Source organism: Thalassotalea marina (genome assembly GCF_014656435.1).
Taxonomy (GTDB): Bacteria; Pseudomonadota; Gammaproteobacteria; order Enterobacterales; family Alteromonadaceae; genus Thalassotalea_C; species Thalassotalea_C marina.
This window is the reverse complement of the sequence record NZ_BNCK01000001.1, coordinates 14,145-38,786: the sequence shown is the minus strand read 5'-3', so window position 1 is coordinate 38,786 and position 24,642 is coordinate 14,145. Positions and strand designations below refer to the sequence as shown.

24 protein-coding genes are annotated in these 24,642 nt (G+C 39.4%); 14 read left to right on the top strand and 10 right to left on the bottom strand.

The genetic code is table 11. The features are described from left to right. Window positions 1-15: 15 nt before the first annotated feature. Window positions 16-1,917 (bottom strand): beta-ketoacyl synthase, encoded by a 1,902-nt coding sequence (locus IE199_RS00175; protein WP_189766703.1) that lies wholly within the window; start codon window positions 1,915-1,917, stop codon window positions 16-18. A 108-nt stretch (window positions 1,918-2,025) separates the two neighbouring features. Between IE199_RS00175 and IE199_RS00170 the strand changes: the two genes are divergently transcribed. From IE199_RS00170 to IE199_RS22045, 5 genes are all read left to right on the top strand, one after another. After that, on the top strand, window positions 2,026-3,039 hold the full coding sequence (locus IE199_RS00170; RefSeq protein ID WP_189766702.1) for a GlxA family transcriptional regulator: 1,014 nt from the start codon (window positions 2,026-2,028) through the stop codon (window positions 3,037-3,039). An 85-nt stretch (window positions 3,040-3,124) separates the two neighbouring features. Continuing rightward, window positions 3,125-3,751, top strand: coding sequence for a dUTP diphosphatase (locus tag IE199_RS00165; RefSeq protein WP_189766701.1), 627 nt, complete (start codon window positions 3,125-3,127; stop codon window positions 3,749-3,751). 495 nt (window positions 3,752-4,246) lie between these two features. Further along, window positions 4,247-7,237, top strand: coding sequence for a TonB-dependent receptor (locus tag IE199_RS00160; RefSeq protein WP_189766700.1), 2,991 nt, complete (start codon window positions 4,247-4,249; stop codon window positions 7,235-7,237). A gap of 574 nt (window positions 7,238-7,811) precedes the next feature. Further along, complete coding sequence (locus tag IE199_RS00155) at window positions 7,812-10,805, top strand: TonB-dependent receptor (protein WP_189766699.1); 2,994 nt, start codon at window positions 7,812-7,814, stop codon at window positions 10,803-10,805. A gap of 378 nt (window positions 10,806-11,183) precedes the next feature. Continuing rightward, window positions 11,184-11,312: a hypothetical protein gene (locus IE199_RS22045; protein ID WP_268245310.1), complete on the top strand. Its 129-nt coding sequence runs from the start codon at window positions 11,184-11,186 to the stop codon at window positions 11,310-11,312. Here IE199_RS22045 and IE199_RS00150 read toward each other — a convergent pair. From IE199_RS00150 to IE199_RS00135, 4 genes are read right to left on the bottom strand one after another with little or no spacing between them, the layout of a single operon-like run. Beyond that, entirely contained in the window at window positions 11,290-11,739 is a 450-nt protein-coding gene (locus IE199_RS00150; RefSeq protein ID WP_189766698.1) for a protein tyrosine phosphatase family protein, read from the bottom strand. The two genes, IE199_RS22045 and IE199_RS00150, sit on opposite strands and share 23 nt — an antisense overlap. A gap of 1 nt (window position 11,740) precedes the next feature. Then, on the bottom strand, window positions 11,741-12,157 hold the full coding sequence (locus tag IE199_RS00145) for a YeeE/YedE family protein (protein WP_189766697.1): 417 nt from the start codon (window positions 12,155-12,157) through the stop codon (window positions 11,741-11,743). Between the two features lie 11 nt (window positions 12,158-12,168). Next, complete coding sequence (locus IE199_RS00140) at window positions 12,169-12,588, bottom strand: YeeE/YedE family protein (RefSeq protein WP_189766696.1); 420 nt, start codon at window positions 12,586-12,588, stop codon at window positions 12,169-12,171. After that, complete coding sequence (locus IE199_RS00135) at window positions 12,588-13,463, bottom strand: MBL fold metallo-hydrolase (protein WP_189766695.1); 876 nt, start codon at window positions 13,461-13,463, stop codon at window positions 12,588-12,590. Before IE199_RS00135 ends, IE199_RS00140 begins: the two co-directional genes overlap by 1 nt. Before the next feature lie 136 nt (window positions 13,464-13,599). Here IE199_RS00135 and IE199_RS00130 point away from each other — a divergent pair, with 136 nt between their 5' ends. The 7 genes from IE199_RS00130 (at window position 13,600) to IE199_RS00100 (ending at window position 18,288) form a co-directional block, all read left to right on the top strand. Then, window positions 13,600-13,902 carry an ArsR/SmtB family transcription factor gene (locus IE199_RS00130; RefSeq protein ID WP_229854433.1) on the top strand — a complete coding sequence of 101 codons (303 nt, stop codon included), beginning with the start codon at window positions 13,600-13,602 and terminating at the stop codon, window positions 13,900-13,902. A gap of 10 nt (window positions 13,903-13,912) precedes the next feature. Then, window positions 13,913-14,686 carry a sulfite exporter TauE/SafE family protein gene (locus IE199_RS00125; protein ID WP_189766694.1) on the top strand — a complete coding sequence of 258 codons (774 nt, stop codon included), beginning with the start codon at window positions 13,913-13,915 and terminating at the stop codon, window positions 14,684-14,686. A 79-nt stretch (window positions 14,687-14,765) separates the two neighbouring features. Further along, window positions 14,766-15,416 (top strand): DUF2726 domain-containing protein, encoded by a 651-nt coding sequence (locus IE199_RS00120; RefSeq protein ID WP_189766693.1) that lies wholly within the window; start codon window positions 14,766-14,768, stop codon window positions 15,414-15,416. Between the two features lie 138 nt (window positions 15,417-15,554). Next, window positions 15,555-16,265 carry a 5'-methylthioadenosine/S-adenosylhomocysteine nucleosidase gene (gene mtnN, locus IE199_RS00115; RefSeq protein WP_189766692.1) on the top strand — a complete coding sequence of 237 codons (711 nt, stop codon included), beginning with the start codon at window positions 15,555-15,557 and terminating at the stop codon, window positions 16,263-16,265. 11 nt (window positions 16,266-16,276) lie between these two features. Further along, window positions 16,277-17,242 carry a cobalamin biosynthesis protein CobD/CbiB gene (locus tag IE199_RS00110; RefSeq protein WP_189766691.1) on the top strand — a complete coding sequence of 322 codons (966 nt, stop codon included), beginning with the start codon at window positions 16,277-16,279 and terminating at the stop codon, window positions 17,240-17,242. Window positions 17,243-17,258: 16 nt separating this feature from the next. Next, window positions 17,259-17,648: a rhodanese-like domain-containing protein gene (locus IE199_RS00105; protein WP_189766690.1), complete on the top strand. Its 390-nt coding sequence runs from the start codon at window positions 17,259-17,261 to the stop codon at window positions 17,646-17,648. A 7-nt stretch (window positions 17,649-17,655) separates the two neighbouring features. Further along, complete coding sequence (locus tag IE199_RS00100; protein WP_189766689.1) at window positions 17,656-18,288, top strand: trimeric intracellular cation channel family protein; 633 nt, start codon at window positions 17,656-17,658, stop codon at window positions 18,286-18,288. A gap of 3 nt (window positions 18,289-18,291) precedes the next feature. Here the strand turns inward: IE199_RS00100 and IE199_RS00095 are convergent, their stop codons facing one another. The 5 genes from IE199_RS00095 to tyrS form a co-directional block, all read right to left on the bottom strand. Continuing rightward, window positions 18,292-18,891, bottom strand: a complete 600-nt coding sequence (locus IE199_RS00095) for an outer membrane beta-barrel protein (RefSeq protein ID WP_189766688.1) — start codon at window positions 18,889-18,891, stop codon at window positions 18,292-18,294. 139 nt (window positions 18,892-19,030) lie between these two features. Next, window positions 19,031-19,354 (bottom strand): ribonuclease E inhibitor RraB, encoded by a 324-nt coding sequence (locus tag IE199_RS00090; RefSeq protein WP_189766687.1) that lies wholly within the window; start codon window positions 19,352-19,354, stop codon window positions 19,031-19,033. 122 nt (window positions 19,355-19,476) lie between these two features. After that, window positions 19,477-20,019, bottom strand: a complete 543-nt coding sequence (locus tag IE199_RS00085) for a DUF4136 domain-containing protein (RefSeq protein WP_189766686.1) — start codon at window positions 20,017-20,019, stop codon at window positions 19,477-19,479. Between the two features lie 179 nt (window positions 20,020-20,198). Beyond that, on the bottom strand, window positions 20,199-20,450 hold the full coding sequence (locus IE199_RS00080; protein ID WP_229854431.1) for a hypothetical protein: 252 nt from the start codon (window positions 20,448-20,450) through the stop codon (window positions 20,199-20,201). Between the two features lie 241 nt (window positions 20,451-20,691). Beyond that, entirely contained in the window at window positions 20,692-21,891 is a 1,200-nt protein-coding gene (tyrS, locus tag IE199_RS00075) for a tyrosine--tRNA ligase (protein ID WP_189766685.1), read from the bottom strand. Between the two features lie 248 nt (window positions 21,892-22,139). Between tyrS and IE199_RS00070 the strand changes: the two genes are divergently transcribed. Both IE199_RS00070 and IE199_RS00065 read left to right on the top strand, forming a co-directional pair. After that, window positions 22,140-23,420, top strand: a complete 1,281-nt coding sequence (locus IE199_RS00070) for a peptidoglycan DD-metalloendopeptidase family protein (protein ID WP_189766684.1) — start codon at window positions 22,140-22,142, stop codon at window positions 23,418-23,420. Then, on the top strand, window positions 23,420-24,550 hold the full coding sequence (locus tag IE199_RS00065) for an anhydro-N-acetylmuramic acid kinase (RefSeq protein ID WP_189766683.1): 1,131 nt from the start codon (window positions 23,420-23,422) through the stop codon (window positions 24,548-24,550). Before IE199_RS00070 ends, IE199_RS00065 begins: the two co-directional genes overlap by 1 nt. The last annotated feature ends 92 nt before the right edge of the window (window positions 24,551-24,642 follow it).

Below are 24,642 nucleotides of genomic sequence, written 5' to 3'. Positions count from 1 at the left end.
ATTCAATCTTTATCGTTACACCATATCTGAAAATGGGTTTTTCTTAGGTAGTTCTATGGCATTTTTCATCCCCGCCATGGTGATATTACTGTCAGACAATGTAATATCTTCGTCACCTAATACTCCGTCACCAAAGCGATAGATCAACTCAAACTGAGCATTATCAGCTTTAACTTTGTACTCAGCTTGCGCTTGTGCAACCATCGATAATTTATCTTGATAATTTGCCATAGCTGCACTGCCATGGCGTTTTTCCATCATAGATAACGTCACTGAAGGTGATAACAAGGTTGCAGTTGCATTATTGCCACCAAAACCTTTTGAGTTAATAAACGCTACATCCATCGCCTGACAATGCCAGTGATCTGTTGCGATATTTAAGTGATCGGCATAAACATCATCTGCGACTTTATCAATGGTAGTGATACCTGGCATGATGTTGTACTCAAATACCCCTAATGCCCACGCCACTTGGTCACCACTAGCTGGGCCAATAGTATGCCCTAGGTAAGCTTTAGGTGCTGCAACTGGCCAATTTTCGATATTGAATGATTCGGCAACACGATGATAAATCAATGATTCAGTCACTCTATTTTGTGGTGTACTAGAACCATGTGCCAAAATAAAGCTACGTTTTTGCACGGCTTCTTCACCAACTATTGCAGTTGCTAACGCTACAGACTTTGCCATAGTGACATAGTTACCAGGGCCAGGTGCAGTAATTGACTTTTTGATACCGTCGGCATTGGTAAATACATCGGCAATAGAACCTAGTACCTTAGTACCTAATTGCACTGCTAATGCATCATCCATAATCACTAAAAACTGTGCCGCTTCACCAATTGTAAAACCACAGTTTTCGCCAAACGGGCGACTTGTTTTGCGGTGATCAGCACTACCTTCTGTAATGCCATCTAACTTTTTAAGGCCTTCTTCATTCGCTAATGCACTCATGTTACCGAAGCCTTCAATAACTTCAGGCGTAAGCGCACAATCGTTACTACCAACAATAGCTAAACGGATGCGACCAGCTTGAATATCATTTACAGCAGCTTTTAAGTTGTATAAAAATGTCGCACAAGCGCCTGTCGAGGTAAACGTAGTGCCTACGCTACCTGTTACATAAGCATTAATAAAGTCGGTCGACATGGTGTTTAAACCCAGCGCTAGATTTTTCGTGGTAACGCGATCACCTTTAAGGCGATTTTGCATCATGCCACCAAATCCTTCCGCTTGTGTTTGACCAAAAACAGATGCTGAATAGGTACCTATTTCGTCAGGGCTAACGTGCTCGGCAAGCTGTTCCCAACTGTAACCCGTTGAATGAATTGCATCAGCCGCGCCAAAAATCGTCGCCTGTAATCCACGAGGTTGATAGCGACTATTGTAAAGAACTGCAGGGTTGAAACCCGTAGGGAATTGGCCTGCCGCTTTTATTGGATTGTCACGAGTTGAGTCATGTTTAACTTCTAACTCTCCTGCGATTGAAACTTGTACGGTTTTGTCGTCAACATCAGATACTTGCCAAGTGCGGGGTAATGGTGAAGGTAAATCACGCTTTTTCGCTTGGAAAACAATGGCATTGTCTGTTGAAGTTAATGTGATTTTTTGCTGCCAGTTAGTCGCATCTGGATCAAAGTGCTCAGCTTCTATTTTACGGATTAACGTGCCTGCTAATATTTGTTGACCAAATTTGTCTTCGATTTCAGCTGCGCTGACCACAGTACCTTGTTGATCTACATATTGACCATTGTCAAAAGTTACTAGGTTCATCAAAGTCGCTAAACCGACAAAAGTTTCTTGCCTTGCTTCGTCATTTAATTTTTCAATGACGATACGGCGGAAGCCTTGATGAAAAGAAGTTCGACCAGCAGCATTAATGCCACCCATACCGACAATCACGGGTAATGCAGTCATATTAATCTCTATGATAATGATGGTTAATCTAATGCTTGTCAGTGTAAAAACATTCAAAAATAAATAATTGTTAAAAAAAGCCATTTAATGTGTTTAAATGGCCAAATTATGCAAATATCATCTAAAAATAGCGATGAAATCAAGATCGCCTTGGTTTTATACGACCATATGCTGGCAACAAGCGTTAGCTTACCCGTTGAAATGTTGCGTGCCGGCGAGGCCGCAGGCAGGCAGGCTAACCCATCGGCACCAAAACTTGATATTCAAATGGTGGCAGAAAAAAATCGCCCAGTTACTACGCGTGCGCTTATTAAACTTTTACCAGATGTTTCGGTAAAAAAAGCAAACTTACCTGACTTTGCTTTTATTCCCAGCCTATGGCGTAACCCTAGGCCTGTGATCAACAAACATCCTAACTTAGTCAAGTGGCTCAATAACATTTGGCATCAGGGCACTACATTAGTTGGAGGTGGTACAGGCGTTTGTTTTTTGGCAAGTGCGGGGCTGCTTGATGGGCATGCAGCAACCACACATTGGCATTATGTAGACCAGTTTAAACGCGATTACCCTGACGTCATTCTTAAGCCAGATTATTTTATTACCCAATCCGAGCGTATTTATTGTGCGGCAAGTTTAAATGCTTTAGCTGATATTATTGTGCACGTTATTGAGCAAATATACGGAAAAACCGCGGCTAACATGGTGGAGCGTAACTTTTCACATGAAATTCGTCGCCCCTATGAAGAGCAACGTTTTTTAGAAGGTGCTGCTGATCGTCACTCTGACGAACTTATTTCGCAAATTCAATTTTGGATGCGCACCAACTTACAAGCTAATACCACAGTTAATGATATCGCCTTACAATTTGGCACCAGTCAAAGAACCCTCACGCGCAGATTTAAAGCAGCCAACGGCATTAGTCTCATACAGTATTGGCAAAACCTTAAGCTTGAGGCCGCGAGAGAGTTACTGACCTCAACCAATTTGTCCATTCAAGAGGTGGCTTACCAAGTCGGTTATCAAGATCAAAGTAATTTCTCTCATTTGTTTAAAAAAGCATTAAATATTTCACCAAAGGATTACCGAATGATGGCAAAGAGAAAATTGTTTAGCGCCAATTAAAATAAGGTAATTGCATGGATTAAAACTTGTTTGCTACAACTCACTCGGGCAAACTATAGCGCATCGAAATTTACTGAGAGAAATTATGACAAACGCAGTCGCAATACAGCAACTTGAGCAAATGTTGTCACTACAAGACGCAATGAATACACGTGTGAGTGAAACATGGCGTGAAAATGGTTACGAATGGTACCGTGCTATTTGGGTTGAGTGTGCAGAAATGTTAGATCATCACGGTTGGAAATGGTGGAAACACCAAGAAATCGATGTCGCTCAAGTACAATTAGAACTTGTTGATATTTTTCATTTTGGCTTAAGTTTACAACTAATGGCTGGCGACAGTGTGCAAGACATTGCGGCTAAGTTAGCACAGCAATTGGCAACTGAATCAAACGAAAGTGATTTTAAAATCGCGCTAGAATCACTGGCATCTGCAGCTGTAACTCATCGTTCATTTGATGCTATCGCATTTGCCAACTGTATGCAGTTAATGCAAATGGATTTAAACGAATTGTTCCGCCAATACGTGGGTAAAAACACATTGAACTTCTTTAGACAAGATCATGGATATAAAGAAGGCTCATATATTAAAGTGTGGCACGGCGAAGAAGATAACGAAGTATTAGCAAAAGTGGTTAATGACCTAGATGTAAGTGCTGACGACTTTCAACAGCAAGTTTATGCTGCATTAAAAGCTAACTACCCAGCATAACCCCACTTAAAAGTTGAAGTAGAGCCAAATTCTCTACTTCACTCCCTCATTTATTTTGATCTTTGTTTTTAACACTTCGGCATTTTTTGACAATTCCACCAGCCTTACCTTGCCAAACTAAAAACCACAAATTTAGATAGTGCAAATATAGTATTGATTTATATCACCATTTTTAACGTATAAGCTTTACGTAAGCTTAAGATAACCTTTTTGAAAGACCCAAAAAACACCAATATCAATACGAACAAAAAAATAACAAAGAACGAATATTTATGAATGCGCAAAATGTTGTGATCAGCACCCCGTCTACACAAAATCCCCGAAGTGCTCTTACATTGAAAAACTAAGAGTAGTGGCTGAAATTGTCATTCTTATAAGTAATCAAGCACATACCAATAAGGCTATTAATAGTGTTCGACACATTGAATTTAGCCACAAACATAGAAGTAATTCAGTGTTGTTAGAACCAAAGAATAAAAAATAACAGGGGATCACATGTTAAAAAATACACTCGTCACATTAGCTATATCTGCAGCGCTTGGACTCACCCTCCCTGCAATAGCTGCTGACAATACATCAGGCTCAATTTATGGTACAACCCAAGCAGGTAGTACTGTAACCATTAAAAATCAAGATACGGGCTTAACGCGCACCATTACCGTTGGTAGCGATGGCCGCTTTACCTTCACACGTGTACCAACTGGTAACTATGTAGTCACTGATGCAAACGGTAAAAAACAGAATCTCGTTGTTCGCATTGGCTCTGGTACTTTAGCTAATTTTGACGATGAAATTGAAGTTTTAGAGGTGACCGGCGGTCGATTTTCGAAAATTGACGTAACTTCCACCGAATCTACCACAGTATTTACCTCTGAAGATTTAGATCTACTGCCAATTGGCCAAGACGTGACTAGCGTTGCTATGTTGGCACCTGGTACGGTTAAAGGCGACTCAGCTTTTGGTAATGTCGCATCGTTTGGTGGCTCTTCACCGGCTGAAAATGGCTACTACATTAACGGTTTTGATATCACTAACCTTCGTACCTTACTTAACTTTTCCGCCATGCCATTTGAAGCGATTGGCCAGCAACAAGTAAAAACTGGCGGTTATGGTGCTGAATTTGGTAAATCACTTGGTGGTGTTGTTAATATCGTGACCAAAAGTGGTACTAACGAATTTAAATTTGGCGCGTCTGTTACTTATCAACCAGATTCATTTACTGCAAGTGCCAAAGATGCCATCAGCCACGATCCGGCTGACGATGTCGATCACCGCTTTTTAAATTATTTATCTGCTGACAAAACCGACATACTTAAATACATTGTACATGGCAGCGGCCCAATTATCGAAGACAAGTTATTCTTTTTTGCTTTGATTGAAGGTATTCAAGAAGAGCGCAACGAGTACTTCCAAAATGACAGTAGGCTGATGAAAAACAATACGCCTAAATTCATTACTAAGCTCGATTGGTACATCACAGATAACCACATTTTAGAATTCACTGGTATTAAAAATGATAGAGACTGGGATCGCACCAACTATGTGAATCCTGAAAGACCTGATGAGTCAACTATCGCCTATACAGGTGAACACGGCGACTTAGATTCAAAATACACGCAAAATGCTGGTGGATATGTTGCGATCGCAAAATACACAGGTCAATTCACAGATGACTTCTCACTATCTGCACAGTGGGGTAAGTTACGCAATGAAATATTCAATGAGCCTGGCATTTTACCTGGTGCAGAATGTCCTCGTGTTTGGGATAGCCGCGGCGATAACCCTAGTGCTCTAAATTACTTAGGTTGTTGGAATCGTAACCAAGCCACGATTCGTGATGAATCCTTTGGGCCGAACTTCGACCAACGTGTTGGCTTCAGGGTAGACGCTGAATGGTTTATTGGTGATCATACCGTTCGCTTTGGTATCGACAATGAAACTTGGGAATCAGGTGTTGCAGGTACATTATATACAGGTGATAGAAAATACAATAACTACTACTTCCGTTACTTTACTGCAGGCGAAAACACTGTACTTAACGGCGAACGTGTTGCACCGGGCACTGAATATGTCAGAACTTGGGATGGTGGTGCAACATCAGGTGGTTATGAAGTGAAAAACTCTGCTATCTATCTAGAAGATAGCTGGCAAGTAACGGATAACTTCATGGCCTATGCAGGTCTTCGTTTAGAAAGCTTTGAAAACTTAAACGCTGAAGGTGCGACATTCATTGAGTCAGACAATAACTTAGCACCGCGCTTTGGTTTCTCATGGGATATGGATGGCGACAGTACACGTCGAGTATACGGTAGTTTAGGTCGTTACTTTATTCCAGTTGCGGCAAACACCAACCAACGTATGTCAGGTGTTGAATGGCGTGATACCGCTTACTGGCATTACGACGGCATGGAAGCAGGCACATCTGCACCGTTAAACATGGGCCCCGAAATTGGTAGCCATATTAAAGGGACAAGAAACGCGCCTGATTCACGTACACTTGCGGTTAAAGACTTAGATGCGATGCACCAGGACGAGTTAATTCTTGGTTACCAGCAAGAATTTGACGAGTTATATACTGTGGGTGTTAAAGCCGTTTATCGTAAAGTGCAAGACGGTATGGACGATTACTGTTCAGCTGGCTCTATCCAGCAATGGGCAGAAGATAACAACTATAACAACTTTGATTATCATAGCGTTGGATGTTTTATGTTAAATCCAGGCCGTGATATTCAAATAGCATTAGATTTAGAAAACAATGGTACAGCCACTGAAGTAACCATTCCAAACGAAGGATACTTTGACTTACCTGAATACAAGAGAACCTATAAAGCACTAGAGTTTACCTTCAGCCGCGCTTATGAAGATGGCTGGTACATTGACGGCTCATACACCATGTCGTTCAGTGAAGGTAATATGGAAGGTTATGTTAACTCAACTCTTGGTCAAGACGACGCAGGTTTAACGCAAGATTTTGACCACGGCCGATTTATGGATGGTACTTTTGGTTATTTACCAAGTGACCGTCGCCACTCTTTAAAAGTCTGGGGTGGCTACGATTTAACGGATGAAATCCGTTTAACGGCTAACCTTAACGTGACTTCAGGTCGCCCTCTAAACTGTAATGGTTTTGTGCCGCTAGACGGGTTAAACCCGATAGACCAATCAAACCTTAGTCGTTACAGTGGCTCATCATTCTACTGTTTAGATGAAAACAATGAGACGCAGTTAACACAACGTGGTTCACAAGGCAGAACACCATGGACATGGACAATGGACTTTGGTGTTAACTACAGACCAGATTGGGCTAACGACAAGTTAGACTTACAATTTAGGGTAACTAACCTGTTTAACAATGACAAGCCGGTCGAGTTCTTAGAAAGAAGCCAAGCGGAACAAGAAAACAGAATTCAAGATGTTAACTTCTTGAAACCAACTCGCTACCAAGCGCCCAGACAAGCGACTTTTATTGCTCGCTATAAATTTTAAAGCTCTTTAAGCCAATAACAGAGGTTCCTAATTACACTCTGACAATTTGGTAGACATCAAGGAAGCAAAATTCAGTCTGAATTTTGCATCTTTCGTCTTCTTAATTGGTGTTAACACAGTCCTAATTTGACTGTGTTAACAAATTGTAATCTCTTGCAATAAATTTAGACAAAACTGCTACTTTCAATCATTCATTTTATTAAAAAAAATGAAACATTTAGATACACTTAGATACACAATATAACATTAGAAAACACCTCTGAAACATTACGTAATTTTTACATATACTACTTTCTTCGTATATGCAATATACAAACATCAAGAATATAAAAAATATAGTCCAATATCGCTATTGCTTCTTCTGCTGCATTCATTTAAAACAGCTTGCGAATATTTCGTAACACTTAAAAGAAATTAGAAATTGTTATGTTTCTTTAATGGTTTTTACGACACATATTTATCAAAAAAATTGTTTTTCTCTCAAAAAACATTAAGAACAAAATCACACAATATAAACGCTCAAATTTTAAGTTTAATTTTTGCGATAACTAAAATAATTTTAAAAAGGGATCACATGTTAAAAAGAACTCTTACAGCAATTGCTATATCAGCGTCGCTTGGACTTACGCTTCCAGCAATGGCTGATAACACCTCAGGTTCAATCTATGGTGTATCACAAGCAGGCAGTACGGTTACCATCAAAAACCAAGAAACTGGTTTAACACGTACGTTAACTGTTGGTAGCGATGGTCGCTTCAACTTCTCACGCGTACCTACTGGTAATTATGAAGTAACTGACGCTTCTGGCAAAAAACAAACTGTTATTGTCCGAATTGGCTCAGGTAGCTTAGCTAATTTCAATGATGAGATTGAAGTATTAGAAGTAACAGGCGGCCGCTTTTCTAAGATTGACGTTTCTTCGACAGAATCTACTACAGTATTTACTTCTGATGACTTAGATTTATTACCTATAGGTCAAGACATCACGAGTGTTGCTATGCTTGCACCAGGTACAGTAAAAGGTGACTCAGCGTTTGGTAACGTAGCATCGTTTGGTGGCTCTTCACCAGCAGAAAACGGCTACTATGTAAATGGCTTTGATATCACTAACTTACGTACACTAATCAACTTTTCAACTATTCCATTTGAAGCCATTGGCCAACAGCAAGTAAAAACTGGTGGTTACGGTGCTGAATTTGGTAAGTCACTTGGCGGTGTTGTTAACATCGTAACCAAAAGTGGTACTAACGAGTTTAAATTTGGTGGTTCAGTAACTTACCAACCGGATTCTTTCCGAGCGACAAGAAAAAATGCCGTTTCTCGTGATCCTGCTGACACTGATGATTATAGATACCTATCATATGGCTCTGAAAATACAAGAGATTTATTGAAATATGTTGTATATGGTAGTGGTCCAATTATTGAAGATAAATTGTTCTTTTATGGCTTAATTGAAGGTATTAAAGATGAAAGAGATGATTACTATCAGTTTACCAGTAGAGAACTTAAAAATACGGCTCCTAAGTATTTAGCAAAAATTGACTGGTACATCACAGACAATCACATCTTAGAGTTTACCGGTATTCACAATGAAACCGAGTATGAACGTAAAAACTATAACAACCCTAAACGCAATGATGCAAAAGAAACTACAATCGGTTATACCGGCAAACACGGTGATTTAGATACAGAATACACACAACATGGTGGTGGATATGTAACTATTGCCAAATATACTGGTCAGTTTACAGAAGATTTTTCACTTACTGCACAGTGGGGTAAGTTACGTAACGAAACGTACAATGATCCTAGTGTATTACCAGGTGCTGAATGTCCTCGTGTTTGGGATAGCCGTGGTGACAACCCTGGAGTATTAAACTACTTAGGTTGTTGGAACCGCAACCAAGTTGATATCCGTGACGACTCTTTTGGTCCTGATTTCGACCAACGTGTTGGTTTCCGCGTTGATGCTGAGTGGTTTGTAGGCGATCACACCCTTCGTTTTGGTATCGATAACGAAACTTGGGAATCAGGTGTTGCAGGTGAAGTATACACAGGTGACAGAAAATACAATAACTACTACTTCCGCTACTTCACAGCAGGTGAAAACACTGTGCTTAACGGTGAGCGTGTAGCTCCAGGTACTGAGTATGTGAGAACTTGGGACGATGGTAAAACTTCTGGTGGTTACGAAGTTAAAAACTCAGCGATTTACATCGAAGATAGCTGGCAAGTAACAGATAACTTCATGGCATACGCTGGCCTTCGCTTAGAAAGTTTTGAAAACTTAAATGCTCAAGGTAAAACATTCGTAAAATCTGATAATAACTTAGCACCTCGCTTTGGTTTTTCTTGGGATATTGATGGCGATAGCACAAAACGTGTATACGGTAGCTTAGGTCGTTACTTTATTCCTGTTTCAGCAAACACTAACGAACGTATGTCTGGTGTTGAGTGGCGTGATATTGCTTACTGGCATTATGATGGCATGGAAGCGGGTACTTTTGCTCCTCTTAATATGGGACCAGAAATCGGTAGTCATATTAAAGAATCTCGAGATGCACCAGATTCAAGAACATTGGCTGTTAAAGACTTAGATGCGATGCACCAAGATGAGTTAATCCTTGGCTATCAACAAGAATTCAATGAACTTTACACAGCTGGTGTTAAAGCTGTTTACCGTAAAGTACAAGATGGTATGGATGACTATTGTGCTTCTGGCTCAATCCAGCAGTGGGCTGAAGATAACAACTATAATGACTTTGATTACCATAGTGTTAAATGTTTCTTATTAAACCCGGGCCGCGATGTAAAAATCGCACTTGATCTGAAAAATGATGGCAATGTTACACAAGTAACCATTCCAAACAAAGGTTATTTCAACTTGCCAACTTATGATAGAACATATAAAGCTCTTGAGTTTACCTTTAGCCGTGCCTATGAAGATGGTTGGTACATTGACGGTTCATACACTATGTCGTTCAGCGAAGGTAATATGGAAGGTTATGTTAACTCAACTCTTGGTCAAACAGATCCTGGTTTAACACAAGATTTCGACCACGGCCGCTTTATGGATGGTACTAATGGTTACTTACCAAGTGATCGTCGCCATGCACTTAAAGTTTGGGGTGGTTATGATTTAACAGACGAAATCAGATTAACAGCTAACTTTAATGCCACTTCTGGTCGTCCATTAAACTGTAATGGTTTTGTACCATTAGACGGCTTAAGTGATATCGATAGAAATACACTTGGGCGTTACAGTGGCTCTTCATTCTACTGTTTAGATGAAAATAACGAAACTGTGTTAACTAAGCGTGGGTCACAAGGTAGAACACCTTGGACTTGGACAGTTGATATGGGTGTTAACTATAAGCCAGGTTGGGCTGATGATAAGTTAGACCTACAATTTAGAGTGACTAACCTATTTAACAATGACAAAGCTACAGAGTTCCACGAGAGAGTTCAAGCTGATAAAGATTTCATCGAAAGAGATGTTAACTTCTTAGCACCAACTAATTATCAAGCACCAAGACAAGCAACTTTCATTGCTCGTTACAAGTTTTAATCTGAGTTAAAACAGTTTGATATAAAAAATAAAAGGATGGCATACAGCCATCCTTTTTTATGATTAATGTGTTGTCTCATATTATAGTGAATTCCTATCACTTTAGCTCAACTACTAAACCTATTTTTAAAAGATCTCACATAAATTTAAATATCCCTAAGCCTGTGCTTTTAGCATCAATAGGAGTTGCTTCGTGAGCGCACCTATTGCCATTAAGAAATGATAAAATACTGTTAACTCGATAGTTCCTTCGCTACTTTCAACCTTTCATTTGCAAACATGTTTAGCAAAATGTTCAAACCATTATTCTGGGTAATTGCACCCATGACAGCTTCAGAATATACAAATAACACAGTGGACGAGATAAATAGGACTTGAATGAAAACAAATAATTGGCAGGTGGAAAACAGCCCCATCATTGGGGCTGAGGAAAAACAACTTAAAATTCAATTGTTTTTTGATTTACTTATTTTGCCAACAAAAACTAAACCTGTAAAACTTGTTTAATTTCATCGGTGTATTTGGTTAATCCGGCACTTAACCCAAGATTAAATGCGTCTTCTGCACCAGCGCCTTCTAGCCAGTATTCTTTAAGGGCAATTAAAGCACCAACACGATTTCCGCTAGCGCAATGCACTAAGGTTGGTTCTTCTTTATCCAGAATATCTTTTAAGTGCTGCGCTTTTTCCTTAGTGCAAGATTCGGTCGTAGTAACCTCGATAACATGATATTGCATCCCCCATTTTTCAGCGATTGCAGCCTCATCAAATGGGATACTTTCCGAAGGTGGACGAAGATTGACAACCTGGGTAATTCCTATTGCAGCTAACACTTCAAAATCATGCTCGCTCGGTTGTCCTCCCACCATCAGATGCTCATTAGGAACTAAAGTATTGCTCATAGATAAAGAGTCAATTAAATGCTTTACGATCATACTAACCTCTCTTCGCAACAATAAGTTGTGCGCATTTGATACCTAAGATCATGGCGATAACAAAATATAATGTTTCAAGTTGACCTAATGCCAAACCAGCCACTGCTGGCCCAGGACAATAGCCTGCTAATCCCCAACCGATACCAAAAATAACTGCACCTATGATGAGCGACTTATCAAGGTGTTGCTTAATTGGTAAATGGAACTGGCTATCAAACCATGGCTTGTCTTTTTTTAACACGAACCTAAAGCCGATGGTGGTCACCAACAATGCGCCAACCATGACAAACATTAATGCCGGATTCCAATCACCAGTTATATCTAAGAAACCAATGACTACAGTCGGGTTAATCATTTGTGATAACGACAAACCTAAACCAAAAAGGATGCCAGCAATCAAAACTAAGAGATATTTCATCAATGTTCCCCTTAACCTTTTACAACATAGACAGTGATAATTGCCGCCAGCATAAACACGACAGTGGCTACGATAGAACGAACAGAAAATCGACCAATACCACAAACGCCATGGCCACTTGTGCAGCCACTACCAATATAAGTGCCAAAACCGACTAAAAAGCCAGCAATTGCGATAATGTAGGTCGAAGGGGATTCTCTAAATGGTAAAGCTTGCGGTGCTATATTTTGAAAAATAGCCGCGCCAAGGATCAAACCGGCAACAAACACTAATCGCCATGAAAAATCTTTTTTATCTTTACCAAACAGTAAATTCGCAAGAATTCCACTGATACCGGCTATTCTACCCAATGCTAACAGTAGCAATAAGGCAGATAAACCAATCAAGATCCCACCAAACAACGCGGGTAGAAATGGTGTAAACCAATCCATTATTGGTCTCCTTTTTTCTTAAAGGTAATAGGTGTTTTTAAATAAACAGTACCGTTTGCACCTGCATCAGGGAAATGCCCAGCAGCAATATTGACTTGGACAGAGGGGTACAAAAGATGAGGAACCGCAAGTTGACTGTCTCGCGATGTGCGAAATTGAATAAAATCTTGCTCAGAACAGCCATCGTTTACATGGATATTTTGGGCTTTTTGTTCGGCAATAGAAACTTCACAAGTCGCTTCACGCCCTTCTTCCGGGTAGTCATGACATAAAAACAAGCGTGTGTTTTCAGGTAAAGATAATATCTGCTGAATAGACTGATAAAGGGTTGCGGCATCTCCACCGGGGAAATCACATCGTGCGGTGCCAACTTTAGGGTGGAACATAGTGTCGCCAATAAAAGCAGCATCACCGATGATATAAGTGACACTATCGTTGGTATGGCCAGGAGTCGCCATTACACGAACAGTTAAATTACCGATAGTAAATTTATCGCCATCGTCAAAACAATGATCAAATTGTTCACCTTCAACATTAAAGCTTTCAGCTAAGTCGTAGATACCTTTGAAGGTCGCCTGTACTTTAGTGATCCCTCGGCCAATTGCTACTTTTGCCCCTGTTTTATGTTTTATGTATTGAGCAGAGGTCAAGTGGTCAGCATGAGCATGTGTTTCTAGAACCCATTCAATATGCAAATCTTTCTCTGCGACAATCGCCAAAATTTGATTAGCACTTTCATAACTAACACCACCTGATGCCATGTCAAAATCAAGTACAGGATCAACGATTCCACCTATACGTGTTTCGGGATCGAAAACAAGGTAACTGAATGTGCCACTAACAGCGTGGTAAAAGTCGATAACGACGGGATTCATATTCCACCTCAATTGATATCATTTTTAACTAGTTTATGCAGGAACATTATATTAGTCAATGCTAATTTAGCATTTGCTTAATTAGGTTTTTCTGATATAAATAAAAGAGTAGAAATTACAATATGCAGAGATCAACTTGAACGATATAGAAGCTTTTAAAAGCGCAGCCAAAGACACAGCTGGTTTACTCAAAGTATTAGCAAACGAAAATAGGCTATTGATTTTGTGTACATTAATGAATCAAGAAATGTCAGTGTCTGAGCTTAATGATCACATTAATTTAAGCCAATCCGCCCTTTCACAACATTTGGCGGTGTTACGCAAAGAGCAAGTTGTAGAAACAAGAAGAGAATCTCAAACCATTTATTACTTAGTGAAGAACCCACAAGTACTGAGTTTACTCAAAGTGCTACACGAATTGTTTTGTCCAGAAAACTAGAGAGAAAATTATGAGCTTTTCAATAGCAGCATGGTTAGGTGCAATTGCCATAGGCGTCAGCTTAGGGTTATTAGGTTCAGGCGGTTCTATTTTGACAGTCCCTGTTTTACTTTACTTATTTGACCAGCCTGAACGCGTTGCTATCGCTGGTTCATTAGCCATTGTTGGTTTAATTGCTCTGGTTGGTGCAATTCCTTATATATTGAAAAAACAAACGCATTGGCAAAGTGTTGTTTGGTTTGGAATCCCTGGCATGATAGGTACATACGGTGGCGCATTTTTCTCACAGTTTGTCACCGGCGCAGTACAGCTAATCACCTTTGCAGTTGTTATGTTAATGGCTTCATTTTTTATGCTTAAGCCCAAAAAGCAAGTAGCGCTTGCAAAGGTTGAAGAGAGAAAAAATTCAAAAATTTTACTCGATGGATTACTGGTTGGTGTACTGACAGGTTTTGTTGGCGTCGGCGGCGGTTTTCTTATCGTTCCAGCATTAGTATTACTGGCTGGTTTGTCAATGCATCAAGCCGTTGCTACCAGTTTAGTCATTATATTCCTAAAGTCTTTTGCAGGCTTCTATAAATACTTAGATGTGTTATCACAAGAGTCATTGTCGCTTGATTGGCAGGTTATTGGATTAGTTACTATTCTTGGCATTTTAGGCAGTTTCTCTGGCAACCTTATCGCCAACAAAATTTCAGGACAAAAGTTAAAAACAGGCTTTGCTTTATTTTTACTCCCTATGGCAGTCTTTATCATTTGGCAAAACCTTGGGGTGTTTAACTAAAAGCGTCAAATGGCACAATAAATGCAAAGTACTTTTCGAAATCAAATAACGTCAAAAATTTGTAAGTTCGGAGAGTATTATGGAACTGATTCTATTTGCCATGATCAGTTTGATCGTCATCGTTGCTTTATTGGCCAATCGATTAAACGACAATAGTTTTCCATTTCCATTTGAGAAAAAAGCGACTGTTTTTACTGGCGCAGAAAAGAATTTTCAGCACTTGTTAGAACAAGCCGTTGGTGATGAGTATCGCGTTATCAACAGGGTAAAGCTATCTGATATCGTCACTATTCGAAATGGCGTATCAGAGCGTGCAGCACAAGCTGCTAAAAACAATGCAGAAACAAAATATGTCGATTTCGCGATATGTGAACGTAATTCGATGAAGTTGTTTGGTGTTATCGATCTGGTTGACACGCAAGGTAAAGGCTACAAGATTAAAAAAGATTGGTTTGTTAGTGGTGCTTTAGAAGCAGCGGCAATTCCTCATCTGAGAATCAAGGTGAAGGCGACATACTCGGTAGATGAGATCAGAACCTGTATCAATACTCGTTTGTTTACCCAAAAGTTACCAGAGCCTAAATTTAAAGGAAAAGTCATTCCTGCTCCAATGGTGAAAGCGCGACCTCGTCAGCCACAAATTCCCTCTGGTGTGATAAGTTCAACCGCAGCGAGAGCTGCAACACCAGCCAAGCTACCCAATCCTCGCGTCGCAGCATTACCACATTAATTCTTTGACAGAAGAGCCGTATCGGCTCTTCTACAGCTCTATTTAAAACCCTATTACCTATTCAAAGAATTCTGCCCTTTCTTTTAAAGTATCAAGTATACTAAGTAACTATTTATTTTAAACATTAAAGGCCTAACCATGACCGTAGGTATTATTGGCGCAATGGAGCCAGAAGTTGCCATTTTAAAAGACAAATTAACTGATTCAAAAACCACTACTATTGGCGGTTATACGTTTTATCAAGGCCAATTAAATGGCACAAACGTTGTCATTGTACAATCAGGTATCGGCAAAGTAGCTGCCGCCTTGGCAACAGCATTTTTGATTCAAGAATTTTCACCTCAATATGTTGTAAACACTGGCTCTGCCGGCGGCTTTGATCAATCGCTAAGCGTTGGTGATATCGTGGTCAGCAGCGAGGTACGTTATCATGATGTTGACGTAACGGCATTTGGCTATGAAGTAGGACAATTACCGGCTAATCCTGCGGCTTATATAGCTCACCCTCAATTAGTTGAGGCAGCTAAAGCAGGGATTAATTCACTTAATGGCATTCACTCATTAGTAGGGTTAATTACCACTGGCGATACATTTATGACTAAAGATGATGACATCGCTAAAGCACGAAAAAACTTCCCATCAATGGCTGCTGTTGAAATGGAAGGCGCTGCAATTGCTCAAGCTTGTCACTTGCTCAATACACCGTTTGTTGTGATTCGATCAATGTCTGACATTGCAGGAAAGGAGTCACCAACGTCATTCGAAGCATATTTGGAAACAGCATCAGTAAACTCTTCGCAATTAGTAATGAATATGTTAGAAGAGTTAAAAGGTAAAACAATTAACTAAATTAAGCATTTATGGATATTATTAATAACCTGCCTCCTCTAGGCTTAGACATTGTTGTTTTATTGTTAGTAATAGCCATTAAAAGCCTGATAACACATTTAAGCTCAAACACTGGTTTGAGCTTTTTTCATTTTTATTGCCAGCAGTTATCGAGGAAAGTTAACAAGCCTAATAATAGCAATCAACAAAGAAAGATCGCCGGCTTTATCGCCTGTTTAATTACTATTGTTCCTGTGATGATCATTCTCTGGCTTTTTGAAAGTTATGTAGAGCTTAATATCATTTGGCATGCCCTGTTACTCTACTTATCACTTGGTAGTTTTGGCCACGTAAAAGCGGCAAAAAATATTAGTTTAAGCTCACAAAAGCATCTTAAAGATCAAGCTCGGCAACAATTAGCACCCTGGGTACTAAGAGATGTAAAACAGCTTACTTTTTTAGGTATGCACAAAGCCTGTATTGAAATGTTGCAGTCTCGCTTTCTCCAGCATCAATTTTCCATTGCATTCTATTTTTTGTTATTGGGTCCTTATTTTGCCTTATCTGCACGTATCTTGATTGATATGCATCATTGTTGGAATTTAAAACTAAAAACTTTTCAGCCCTTTGGCTTTTTTGCTAATTGGTGTACTCAATGGCTTTTATGGTTACCTACACGCCTATATACCACTGTGTTATTTTTGGTGAATATTACTCGCCCTAGAATTAGCAAAATGACATCATTTAGCGCTGTTATTTTTAGTATAAACAATAACCTTGCGCTAGCGGCGTTGGCATCGATACTTAATGTTAAACTCGGTGGTGTTGCCATGTATGAGGGCGAAAAACAAAGGGCTATAGAGTTTAATGGTAATGCTAGGATGCCAAACACCGACGACATAAACCACGCCATTGGGCAGCTAAATTTAGTTAAAACATTAGCTTTGGGCAGTTTAATTTGTATAGTTGTTGTATTGGCTATTATTCCTACTAGGTAAACTGGAGAAATATAAGATGAAAAATATATTAGTGATTGGCTTGCTAATCTTTACCACTGTCACTGCATTTGCAAATGAAGTGACACCAATAACTGCTGAGCAATTGGTTAGCATTCAGCAGGCGGAGAAAAAACCACGCCATGTTATTTTAGATGTCAGATCAGCCGAGGAGTTTTCACAAGGTCACTTAGCAGGTGCGATTAATATCCCTCACGATGAAGTTGCACAGCGTTTAGAAGAACTTTCAGGCTTTAAACATGACATGGTCATTGTTCATTGCCGTTCGGGAAGAAGAGCTAAAGTGGCGGAAGCTGTTTTAACCGAGCAAGGTTTTTCAAAAGTTAAGCACCTAGAAGGTGACTTTATTGGCTGGCAGAAAAAACAACTTCCTATTGTTAAACAGTAAAAACTAAATGACTGACCTACTCTACTTCCTCGATATATTCGGCGTCATCGTATTCGCCTTATCTGGTGCTTTAATGGCTGGCCGCTATCAACTTGACCCATTTGGTGTTGTTGTTCTTGCCGCTGTTACAGCGATTGGCGGAGGTACCATCCGTGATGTAATTCTTGGCACCACGGTATTTTGGGTAGCAAGTCCCATTTATTTGTACATTATTTTAACGACAGCGCTACTTACCATTGCCTTGATCAGAAGACCAAAACGCATCCCTAAAAGGTTTTTATTATTGGCAGATGCCTTTGGCTTAGCACTTTTTGCAGTCTTAGGCACAGCCAAAGCAATTAAACTGGGAGCTCCTGTTAGTGTTGCTATTGTGATGGGCACAATCACTGGCGTAGCAGGAGGCATGATCCGCGATGTATTGTGTAACGTGATTCCAATGATCCTAAGACAGGAAATATATGCGTTAGCAGCAATGCTTGGTGGTATTTTATTTGTATTTCTAAGTTATTTTGGCTTTAGTGAAAATGTGGCAACAATATCGGCTGTTTCCGGTGCACTGACACTGCGCTTAGCTGCTATTTATTGGCAGGTATCACTACCTGCCTTTCAAATTATTGATAAAGAAGGAAATTCAGAATAAAAATTAAAACACGTAGTTAACACCTAAATTAGCTACGTCGTATTCAAGATCACCCATGTCATGTTTTTGTAAACCAAAATTGATCCCAAAGCCATTATCCCAACGGTACTGCCAACCCGCTTCTAAAAACAAGCCCGTGCCGTTTTCATCAATGACTTCCTTCCTTTCAACGTCAAATTGGTAATCGTAAAACGAAGCACCGATCTTGCCGTAAAAACTATTGCGTTTAGTTATTTTAAACTCACCTTTAACAGCTAGAATTAAAGCGCCTAACTCAAAATTATCGTACGGCAATTCAAAGTCATCTGATTCATCAGTTCGACAATCAAACACACCGTTAATTTTGGTACATTCCCAATCATCGATGTCAGTTGCAGTCATTAAGCCAACTTCACCTGAAAAATGCTCTAAAAATTTGTAGTTATAATACCAGTAAGAATTGCCTACCCCTTGACCATCAGAGTCTTTTCCTTTGAATTTGACGCCTCCACCACCGGCTTGTAATCCCATGGTGTGTTGTTTAGTGAATTCCTCTGCCAAAGTAGCAGAAGACAAGCATGCTGCAATAAGCATTAAACTAAAAAGTCTGCTGTTAAATTTCATGTTGTTTTTCCATAACGTATTTTGAATAAAGCACATTATGATAAAAAAGTTCCGTTGAAACTGTTATTCAAGTGTCAGGAAAGTGTTCACTTTTGTAAGCAGAATACTTAAAAATGCAAACACTTCTTAAGAAGAGGTTTTAGGCTTCAATGCCCCAGCCGTCATTATAGCCTTCAAATTTATTCGCTAACTTTTCAAATTCAGCTTCTTGGGCAATGATCAGTTCATAATCGGGGATCATGGACACAGTGCAATCTAAGTCCCAAACGTTAGGAGTTTCATCTGGGTGGAGGTGACAGTCAATATGTGGCGCATTAGCTTGCAGGTGCTCGGCCATTGCTTGAGCTTGTTCCTTTTTTTCGAATAATTGAAAAAAGGTAACTTGATGAGATGTTGTTAAATCAATACCAGCAGCATGCATTTCAGCTAGTACTTGTCCGCTTTCATCGTTTGGGAAATTCATATCATAGCGATTAAAAAATTGAGTTAGGTAAATAATACCATGTAAATGCAATTTTGTTATTTTTATCTATTGCACTAGAAAAGTGTTAAATAAAGCGCCATTCAAACTAAGCAAAATAATATTTATGATCTTGGCAAATTTTCTAACATCGCCAAAATGTTTTTTTCCAGTTTTTCCTGAACTTCAAGACTGTTGTCGTTATCTTTTAGTTTAAGTTGGCTAACACTGCGCCAAACAGTACGATTGTTTTCTAGGTTAATAATGTCGATGATCAAACTGCCAGTGCTCGCAGTTTTACTGTTGCTTTTTTCTGTATTGCTATTGGGAAGGCATACTCGACAATAACGAACACTGCGATTATAGGCCCTCAACTCTTTTGCACGATTAACGATGTGATAACCAATGACGACATCAGCACTTTCAAGTAATTGGTAGCGATAGCCTAGAGCGTCAAAACCATTTTCAATAGCAATCTCAATACTATTACGTGTTACATCACTAATACTCTGTAATTCGCTAAACGGAGAATTTCTGCCATAAAGGCTGTAGCTTTCTATGGATGAGAAATCAAAGGACTGCAAATAATTAACGCGAAATTGAGGACCAGTTGAACATGAAACGAGCAAAAAAATACTAAGCAAAGCTAGACTAATCTTGGTACGCATAAGGATAATTGCAAACAAAAACGTATACTTAGCCTACCTGAACAGTAGAGAAAAACAAGGCCTTAAACTAGGGTGAGTTGAACTTGTCAGCTTGTTAATAGCACACTAACGCAGTGCGGCTACCCAAGACAAAATGCATTAAATTGAAATAAAATTTAAACCTAAATTATCAATGCCCACTAACGCAACTTAATATCTGGCAAAGTATCTAAAGCACCATCAATATCAATGGTGGTGACATTACTTTCAAATGTCATAAAAGCGACATTGCCTTTGGAGGAGTGTCGAATAAAGGCAAGTTCATAGCCATACTTTAAAAGGCTACTGGCTGAAAACTTTTGTGCTAACGTCAATTCTGACCACAAGTCCTGATGTGCAGCGTCAAAATGCCTGCGTTCTATCAAAGGATCTCTTTGTCGTTGCTGTGCCATGTTAATTACCTAAACCCCAACTCACCATCTAATATATCGAGATCTATAACATTAGCATATTGTATTCCAACATAAATAAAACCATGTTTTTCATTAAGATAAAGACGATTTGAGTTCTAAAAGTACTCTGATTGTAAAAAAAATCGACAATGAAAGTATTAAAATAATCAAACGCAGACTGAAAGAAATAAAAAAAGCAGTATTAAATACTGCTTTTTTTGCTTTATGTAAAAGCCAATAATTACTTTACAGTAACTCTGGCAAACTTACGTTTACCAACTTGGTATACCGCTTCACTACCAACAGCTACCTGTAGCTTATTGTCAGTAACTTTTTCACCTTCAATTTTAGCTGCACCTTGCTTGATCATACGTAAAGCTTCTGATGTGCTTCCCACTAAACCAGCTTCTTTAAGTAAATTCGCAATAGCCATACCTTCGCCATTAGTTTCAAAGGTAAATTCAGGCATTTCGTCAGGGATAGCCCCTTTTTGGAAACGGTTAATAAATTCTTGATGTGCTGCTTCCGCCGACGCTTGATCGTGAAAACGTTCAATAATTTCTTTAGCTAGCGCAATTTTTACATCACGCGGGTTTGCACCTTCGTCTACTTGCTTTTTAAATCCTTCAATTTCCTCTAAAGGCTTAAAGCTAAGTAATTGATAGTAACGCCACATCAAATCATCAGAAATTGACATTATTTTGCCAAACATGTCTGACGGCGACTCTGTAATACCAATGTAGTTACCTAAAGACTTAGACATTTTTTGTACGCCGTCTAAACCTTCCAGTAATGGCATCATTAATACCGTTTGTGGACGCTGCCCTTCACCCTTTTGTAACTCTCGTCCCATCAACAAGTTGAATTTTTGATCGGTTCCACCTAATTCAACATCTGATTCAAGTGCCACTGAATCCCAGCCTTGGACTAATGGGTACATAAATTCGTGAATTGCAATCGACTGACCGCCAGCATAACGTTTTTTAAAGTCGTCACGCTCCATCATACGAGCAACCGTTTGGCGTGATGCTAACTTTAACATACCGGCGGCGCCAAGTTTCTCCATCCAAGTCGAATTAAATTCGACGCGTGTTTTTTCTGGATCTAGGATTTTGAATACTTGTTCTTTATACGTTTCAGCATTGGCCAAAACATCTTCTTTGGTTAACGGCTTACGTGTTACGTTTTTACCTGTTGGGTCGCCGATCATACCGGTAAAGTCACCAATTAAGAAAATGACTTCATGTCCTTGTTGCTGAAACTGGCGCAGCTTATTGATCAATACAGTATGACCCAAGTGAAGATCTGGCGCTGTTGGATCAAAGCCCGCTTTAATTTTTAGTGGCTTGCCTTCCTTTAACTTTTCCAGCAACTCATCTTCAAGCAAGATTTCCTCGGCTCCGCGTTTAATTTCAGCAAACGCTTGGCTGACATCTGACATGGGTGTGACTCCAATTGATCAATAAATTTTTACAAAATAAGAGCCGAATTCTATAGCAAATATAGCCTTGGTGAAATCCCCAAGATTGTTTATCCGTACAATATTTTGTTATAGTGGTGCAGGCTATCTATATTTTAACCAGCAGTAAGAGTCGTACTCCATTGAAAAACATTAAAAAAATTTATAAAGAGTTGCCTAATCAGCACAAAGCTCTCTTATACAGTACGAGCTTAATTTTACTAATTTTGATGTTAATCCCATCCGAAAAGGCTAGTGCAAGCCGTCAAAATAATGCAACGGCATTAAAAGTTGGCGAACGTTATCAGCTAGACTTACCACAGCAGCTGGTTTATGAAGACACGACCGAGACAGTTAGTTCTGAGACACAAAATCCAAGTGATGATGTAGAACCCGAACAAGAAAGTCGACAATGGCAAACTGCAAAGGTTAAACGTGGCGATTCGTTGGCAAAAATTCTTAAACGTTTGGGCTATAGCGCTCAAACTACGTATAAGCTTACAAAAGCTTCTGGTGATTACCGTAAGCAACTGTTGAAAATAAACGTTGGCGATACCTTAAGATTTAGCAACAACGCTGATGGTGAATTAGCATTCATTGAATACCCTATCTCTAAGACCCAAACTTTGTTGGTTGAACTAACTGACAAAGGTTATCACACTGATATGTTAACCAAAGAAGTTGAAATCAGAGAATATGTTACTCAAGGCAGTATCAACTCAAACTTCTGGACCGCTGGTGTATCTGCAGGGTTAAATGATAATCAAATTATAAATCTTGCTCATATTTTTAGTTGGGACGTCGACTTCGCGTTAGATATTCGTAAAGGTGATACCTTCCACGTGGTTTATGAAAGCAAATATGTTGACGGTGAGTACATTGGCACTGGTAATATTTTGGCTGCTGAGTTTATTAACCAAGGAGAGGTATTTCAGGCGATTCGACACAATGATGGTCGCTACTACACGCCTGAAGGCAATAGTATGCGTAAAGCATTCTTAAGAGCACCGGTTGAGTTTAAATATATTAGCTCTAACTTTAAGCCTAAACGTTTTCACCCTATCCAAAAACGTTGGAAAGCACACCGTGGCACTGATTATCGAGCAAATACAGGTACACCTGTTGTTGCTTCTGGTGACGGAAAAGTTACTCACTCTACTTACAATAAATACAATGGTCATTATGTATTTATCCAACACGGCAATGGTATTGTGACCAAGTATTTACACTTTTCAAAACGTGCAGTTAAACAAGGTCAACGAGTCAAACAAGGTCAAGTAATTGGGTATGTCGGCTCAACCGGTATGTCAGAGGCGCCACACCTTCATTATGAATTTTTAGTCAATGGCGTACATCGTAATCCAAGAACAGTAACTTTGCCTGATGCTGAGCCAATCGCTAAAAGTGAGCGAGCAAGCTTTAATATTATCGCTCGTCAACGCCTCAATGACCTTGCTGGTTCTAGGTTAGCGTTAAATCCAGTAAAAGAAAAAGCAACACAGGCTCCTTAATGACACAACAATATTATATCGGCATTATGTCAGGTACTAGCGCTGATGGTGCCGATATAGCGCTAGTTAAGTTTAACCAGTCTACTGAACCTTCTCAGGCCTGCGAGCTGATTGCCCATCACTTTCATCCTTATCCAGATAATTTACATCATGCAGTAACAAGTTTATATCAGCCTGATGATAATGAAATTGACCGAGCATGGGACTTAAACGTTGAATTAGCACATTTTTACCATCAAGCTGTTCAAGCGTTATTAAATGCTGAAAATATTCAGCCAAGTGAAGTAATAGCAATTGGCAATCATGGGCAAACAATACGTCACCGCCCAGAACCTTTTGACACTATCAAAAACAGCTTTACTTTACAGATAGGTTGTAATCAAACCTTAGCATGTCTTAGCCAGATACGTGTTATTGGCGACTTCAGAACTAAAGATATGGTGCTTGGCGGCCAAGGTGCTCCATTAGTACCAGCGTTTCATCACTTTCTATTTGAACAGGCGCAACAAGACACCTTTATCGTAAATTTAGGTGGTATTGCTAATGTCACTTATTTGCCAGCAGATAAAGCTCAACCTGTTGTTGGTTTTGATACAGGCCCAGCAAATGCTTTATTAGATGCATGGTGCTATATGCATACGGGCAACCGGTACGACAAAGATGGTGAGTGGGCAACCACAGGGCAAATTATCCCAGCGTTATTGGATCAAATGCTAGCGGATAGCTATTTCTCTCTGCCATTTCCCAAAAGTACTGGTAGAGAATATTTTAATATAGATTGGCTCAACCAATTTCAGGTAACTGAATACTCTGCACATGATATTCAGGCAACATTAGTCGCATTAACTGCGACATCTGTTGCCAATGCAGTGGCACAACTAAGCCCGAAAGGTTTCGTATATTTATGCGGTGGTGGAATTAACAACACCCCATGTTATAAGCTTATAAATCATAACCTTAGTAATCATTCTGTAAATACAATTCATTCACTAAACCTGAATAATCAAGCGTTCGAAGCTATGGCATTTGCATGGCTTGCCTACGCTTATGACAAAAAAATCTATAATCACATACCAGAAGTTACGGGGGCTAGCCGTAAAACTATTCTTGGTATAGAGTTTTTACCTTAATAGCTACTAGACCAAATAATTCTTCTCCCTATAATAAATATTCCGCTGCATATTTTTTATGCAACTGTTAGCTTATTGGAACCTATTTTTAA

Excerpts from the sequence above, each read along its gene's own strand:
- IE199_RS00125 (WP_189766694.1), top strand. The coding sequence starts at position 13,913 with ATGAGCTTTTCAATAGCAGCATGGTTAGGTGCAATTGCCATAGGCGTC.
- IE199_RS00100 (WP_189766689.1), top strand. The coding sequence starts at position 17,656 with ATGACTGACCTACTCTACTTCCTCGATATATTCGGCGTCATCGTATTC.
- IE199_RS00105 (WP_189766690.1), top strand. The coding sequence starts at position 17,259 with ATGAAAAATATATTAGTGATTGGCTTGCTAATCTTTACCACTGTCACT.
- IE199_RS00095 (WP_189766688.1), bottom strand. The coding sequence starts at position 18,891 with ATGAAATTTAACAGCAGACTTTTTAGTTTAATGCTTATTGCAGCATGC.
- IE199_RS00110 (WP_189766691.1), top strand. The coding sequence starts at position 16,277 with ATGGATATTATTAATAACCTGCCTCCTCTAGGCTTAGACATTGTTGTT.
- IE199_RS00175 (WP_189766703.1), bottom strand. The coding sequence starts at position 1,917 with ATGACTGCATTACCCGTGATTGTCGGTATGGGTGGCATTAATGCTGCT.
- IE199_RS00145 (WP_189766697.1), bottom strand. The coding sequence starts at position 12,157 with ATGAAATATCTCTTAGTTTTGATTGCTGGCATCCTTTTTGGTTTAGGT.
- IE199_RS00085 (WP_189766686.1), bottom strand. The coding sequence starts at position 20,019 with ATGCGTACCAAGATTAGTCTAGCTTTGCTTAGTATTTTTTTGCTCGTT.
- IE199_RS00160 (WP_189766700.1), top strand. The coding sequence starts at position 4,247 with ATGTTAAAAAATACACTCGTCACATTAGCTATATCTGCAGCGCTTGGA.
- IE199_RS00170 (WP_189766702.1), top strand. The coding sequence starts at position 2,026 with ATGCAAATATCATCTAAAAATAGCGATGAAATCAAGATCGCCTTGGTT.
- IE199_RS00120 (WP_189766693.1), top strand. The coding sequence starts at position 14,766 with ATGGAACTGATTCTATTTGCCATGATCAGTTTGATCGTCATCGTTGCT.
- IE199_RS00165 (WP_189766701.1), top strand. The coding sequence starts at position 3,125 with ATGACAAACGCAGTCGCAATACAGCAACTTGAGCAAATGTTGTCACTA.
- IE199_RS00135 (WP_189766695.1), bottom strand. The coding sequence starts at position 13,463 with ATGAATCCCGTCGTTATCGACTTTTACCACGCTGTTAGTGGCACATTC.
- IE199_RS00150 (WP_189766698.1), bottom strand. The coding sequence starts at position 11,739 with ATGATCGTAAAGCATTTAATTGACTCTTTATCTATGAGCAATACTTTA.
- IE199_RS00140 (WP_189766696.1), bottom strand. The coding sequence starts at position 12,588 with ATGGATTGGTTTACACCATTTCTACCCGCGTTGTTTGGTGGGATCTTG.
- tyrS (WP_189766685.1), bottom strand. The coding sequence starts at position 21,891 with ATGTCAGATGTCAGCCAAGCGTTTGCTGAAATTAAACGCGGAGCCGAG.
- mtnN (WP_189766692.1), top strand. The coding sequence starts at position 15,555 with ATGACCGTAGGTATTATTGGCGCAATGGAGCCAGAAGTTGCCATTTTA.
- IE199_RS22045 (WP_268245310.1), top strand. The coding sequence starts at position 11,184 with ATGAAAACAAATAATTGGCAGGTGGAAAACAGCCCCATCATTGGGGCT.
- IE199_RS00070 (WP_189766684.1), top strand. The coding sequence starts at position 22,140 with ATGTTAATCCCATCCGAAAAGGCTAGTGCAAGCCGTCAAAATAATGCA.
- IE199_RS00080 (WP_229854431.1), bottom strand. The coding sequence starts at position 20,450 with ATGGCACAGCAACGACAAAGAGATCCTTTGATAGAACGCAGGCATTTT.
- IE199_RS00090 (WP_189766687.1), bottom strand. The coding sequence starts at position 19,354 with ATGAATTTCCCAAACGATGAAAGCGGACAAGTACTAGCTGAAATGCAT.
- IE199_RS00065 (WP_189766683.1), top strand. The coding sequence starts at position 23,420 with ATGACACAACAATATTATATCGGCATTATGTCAGGTACTAGCGCTGAT.
- IE199_RS00155 (WP_189766699.1), top strand. The coding sequence starts at position 7,812 with ATGTTAAAAAGAACTCTTACAGCAATTGCTATATCAGCGTCGCTTGGA.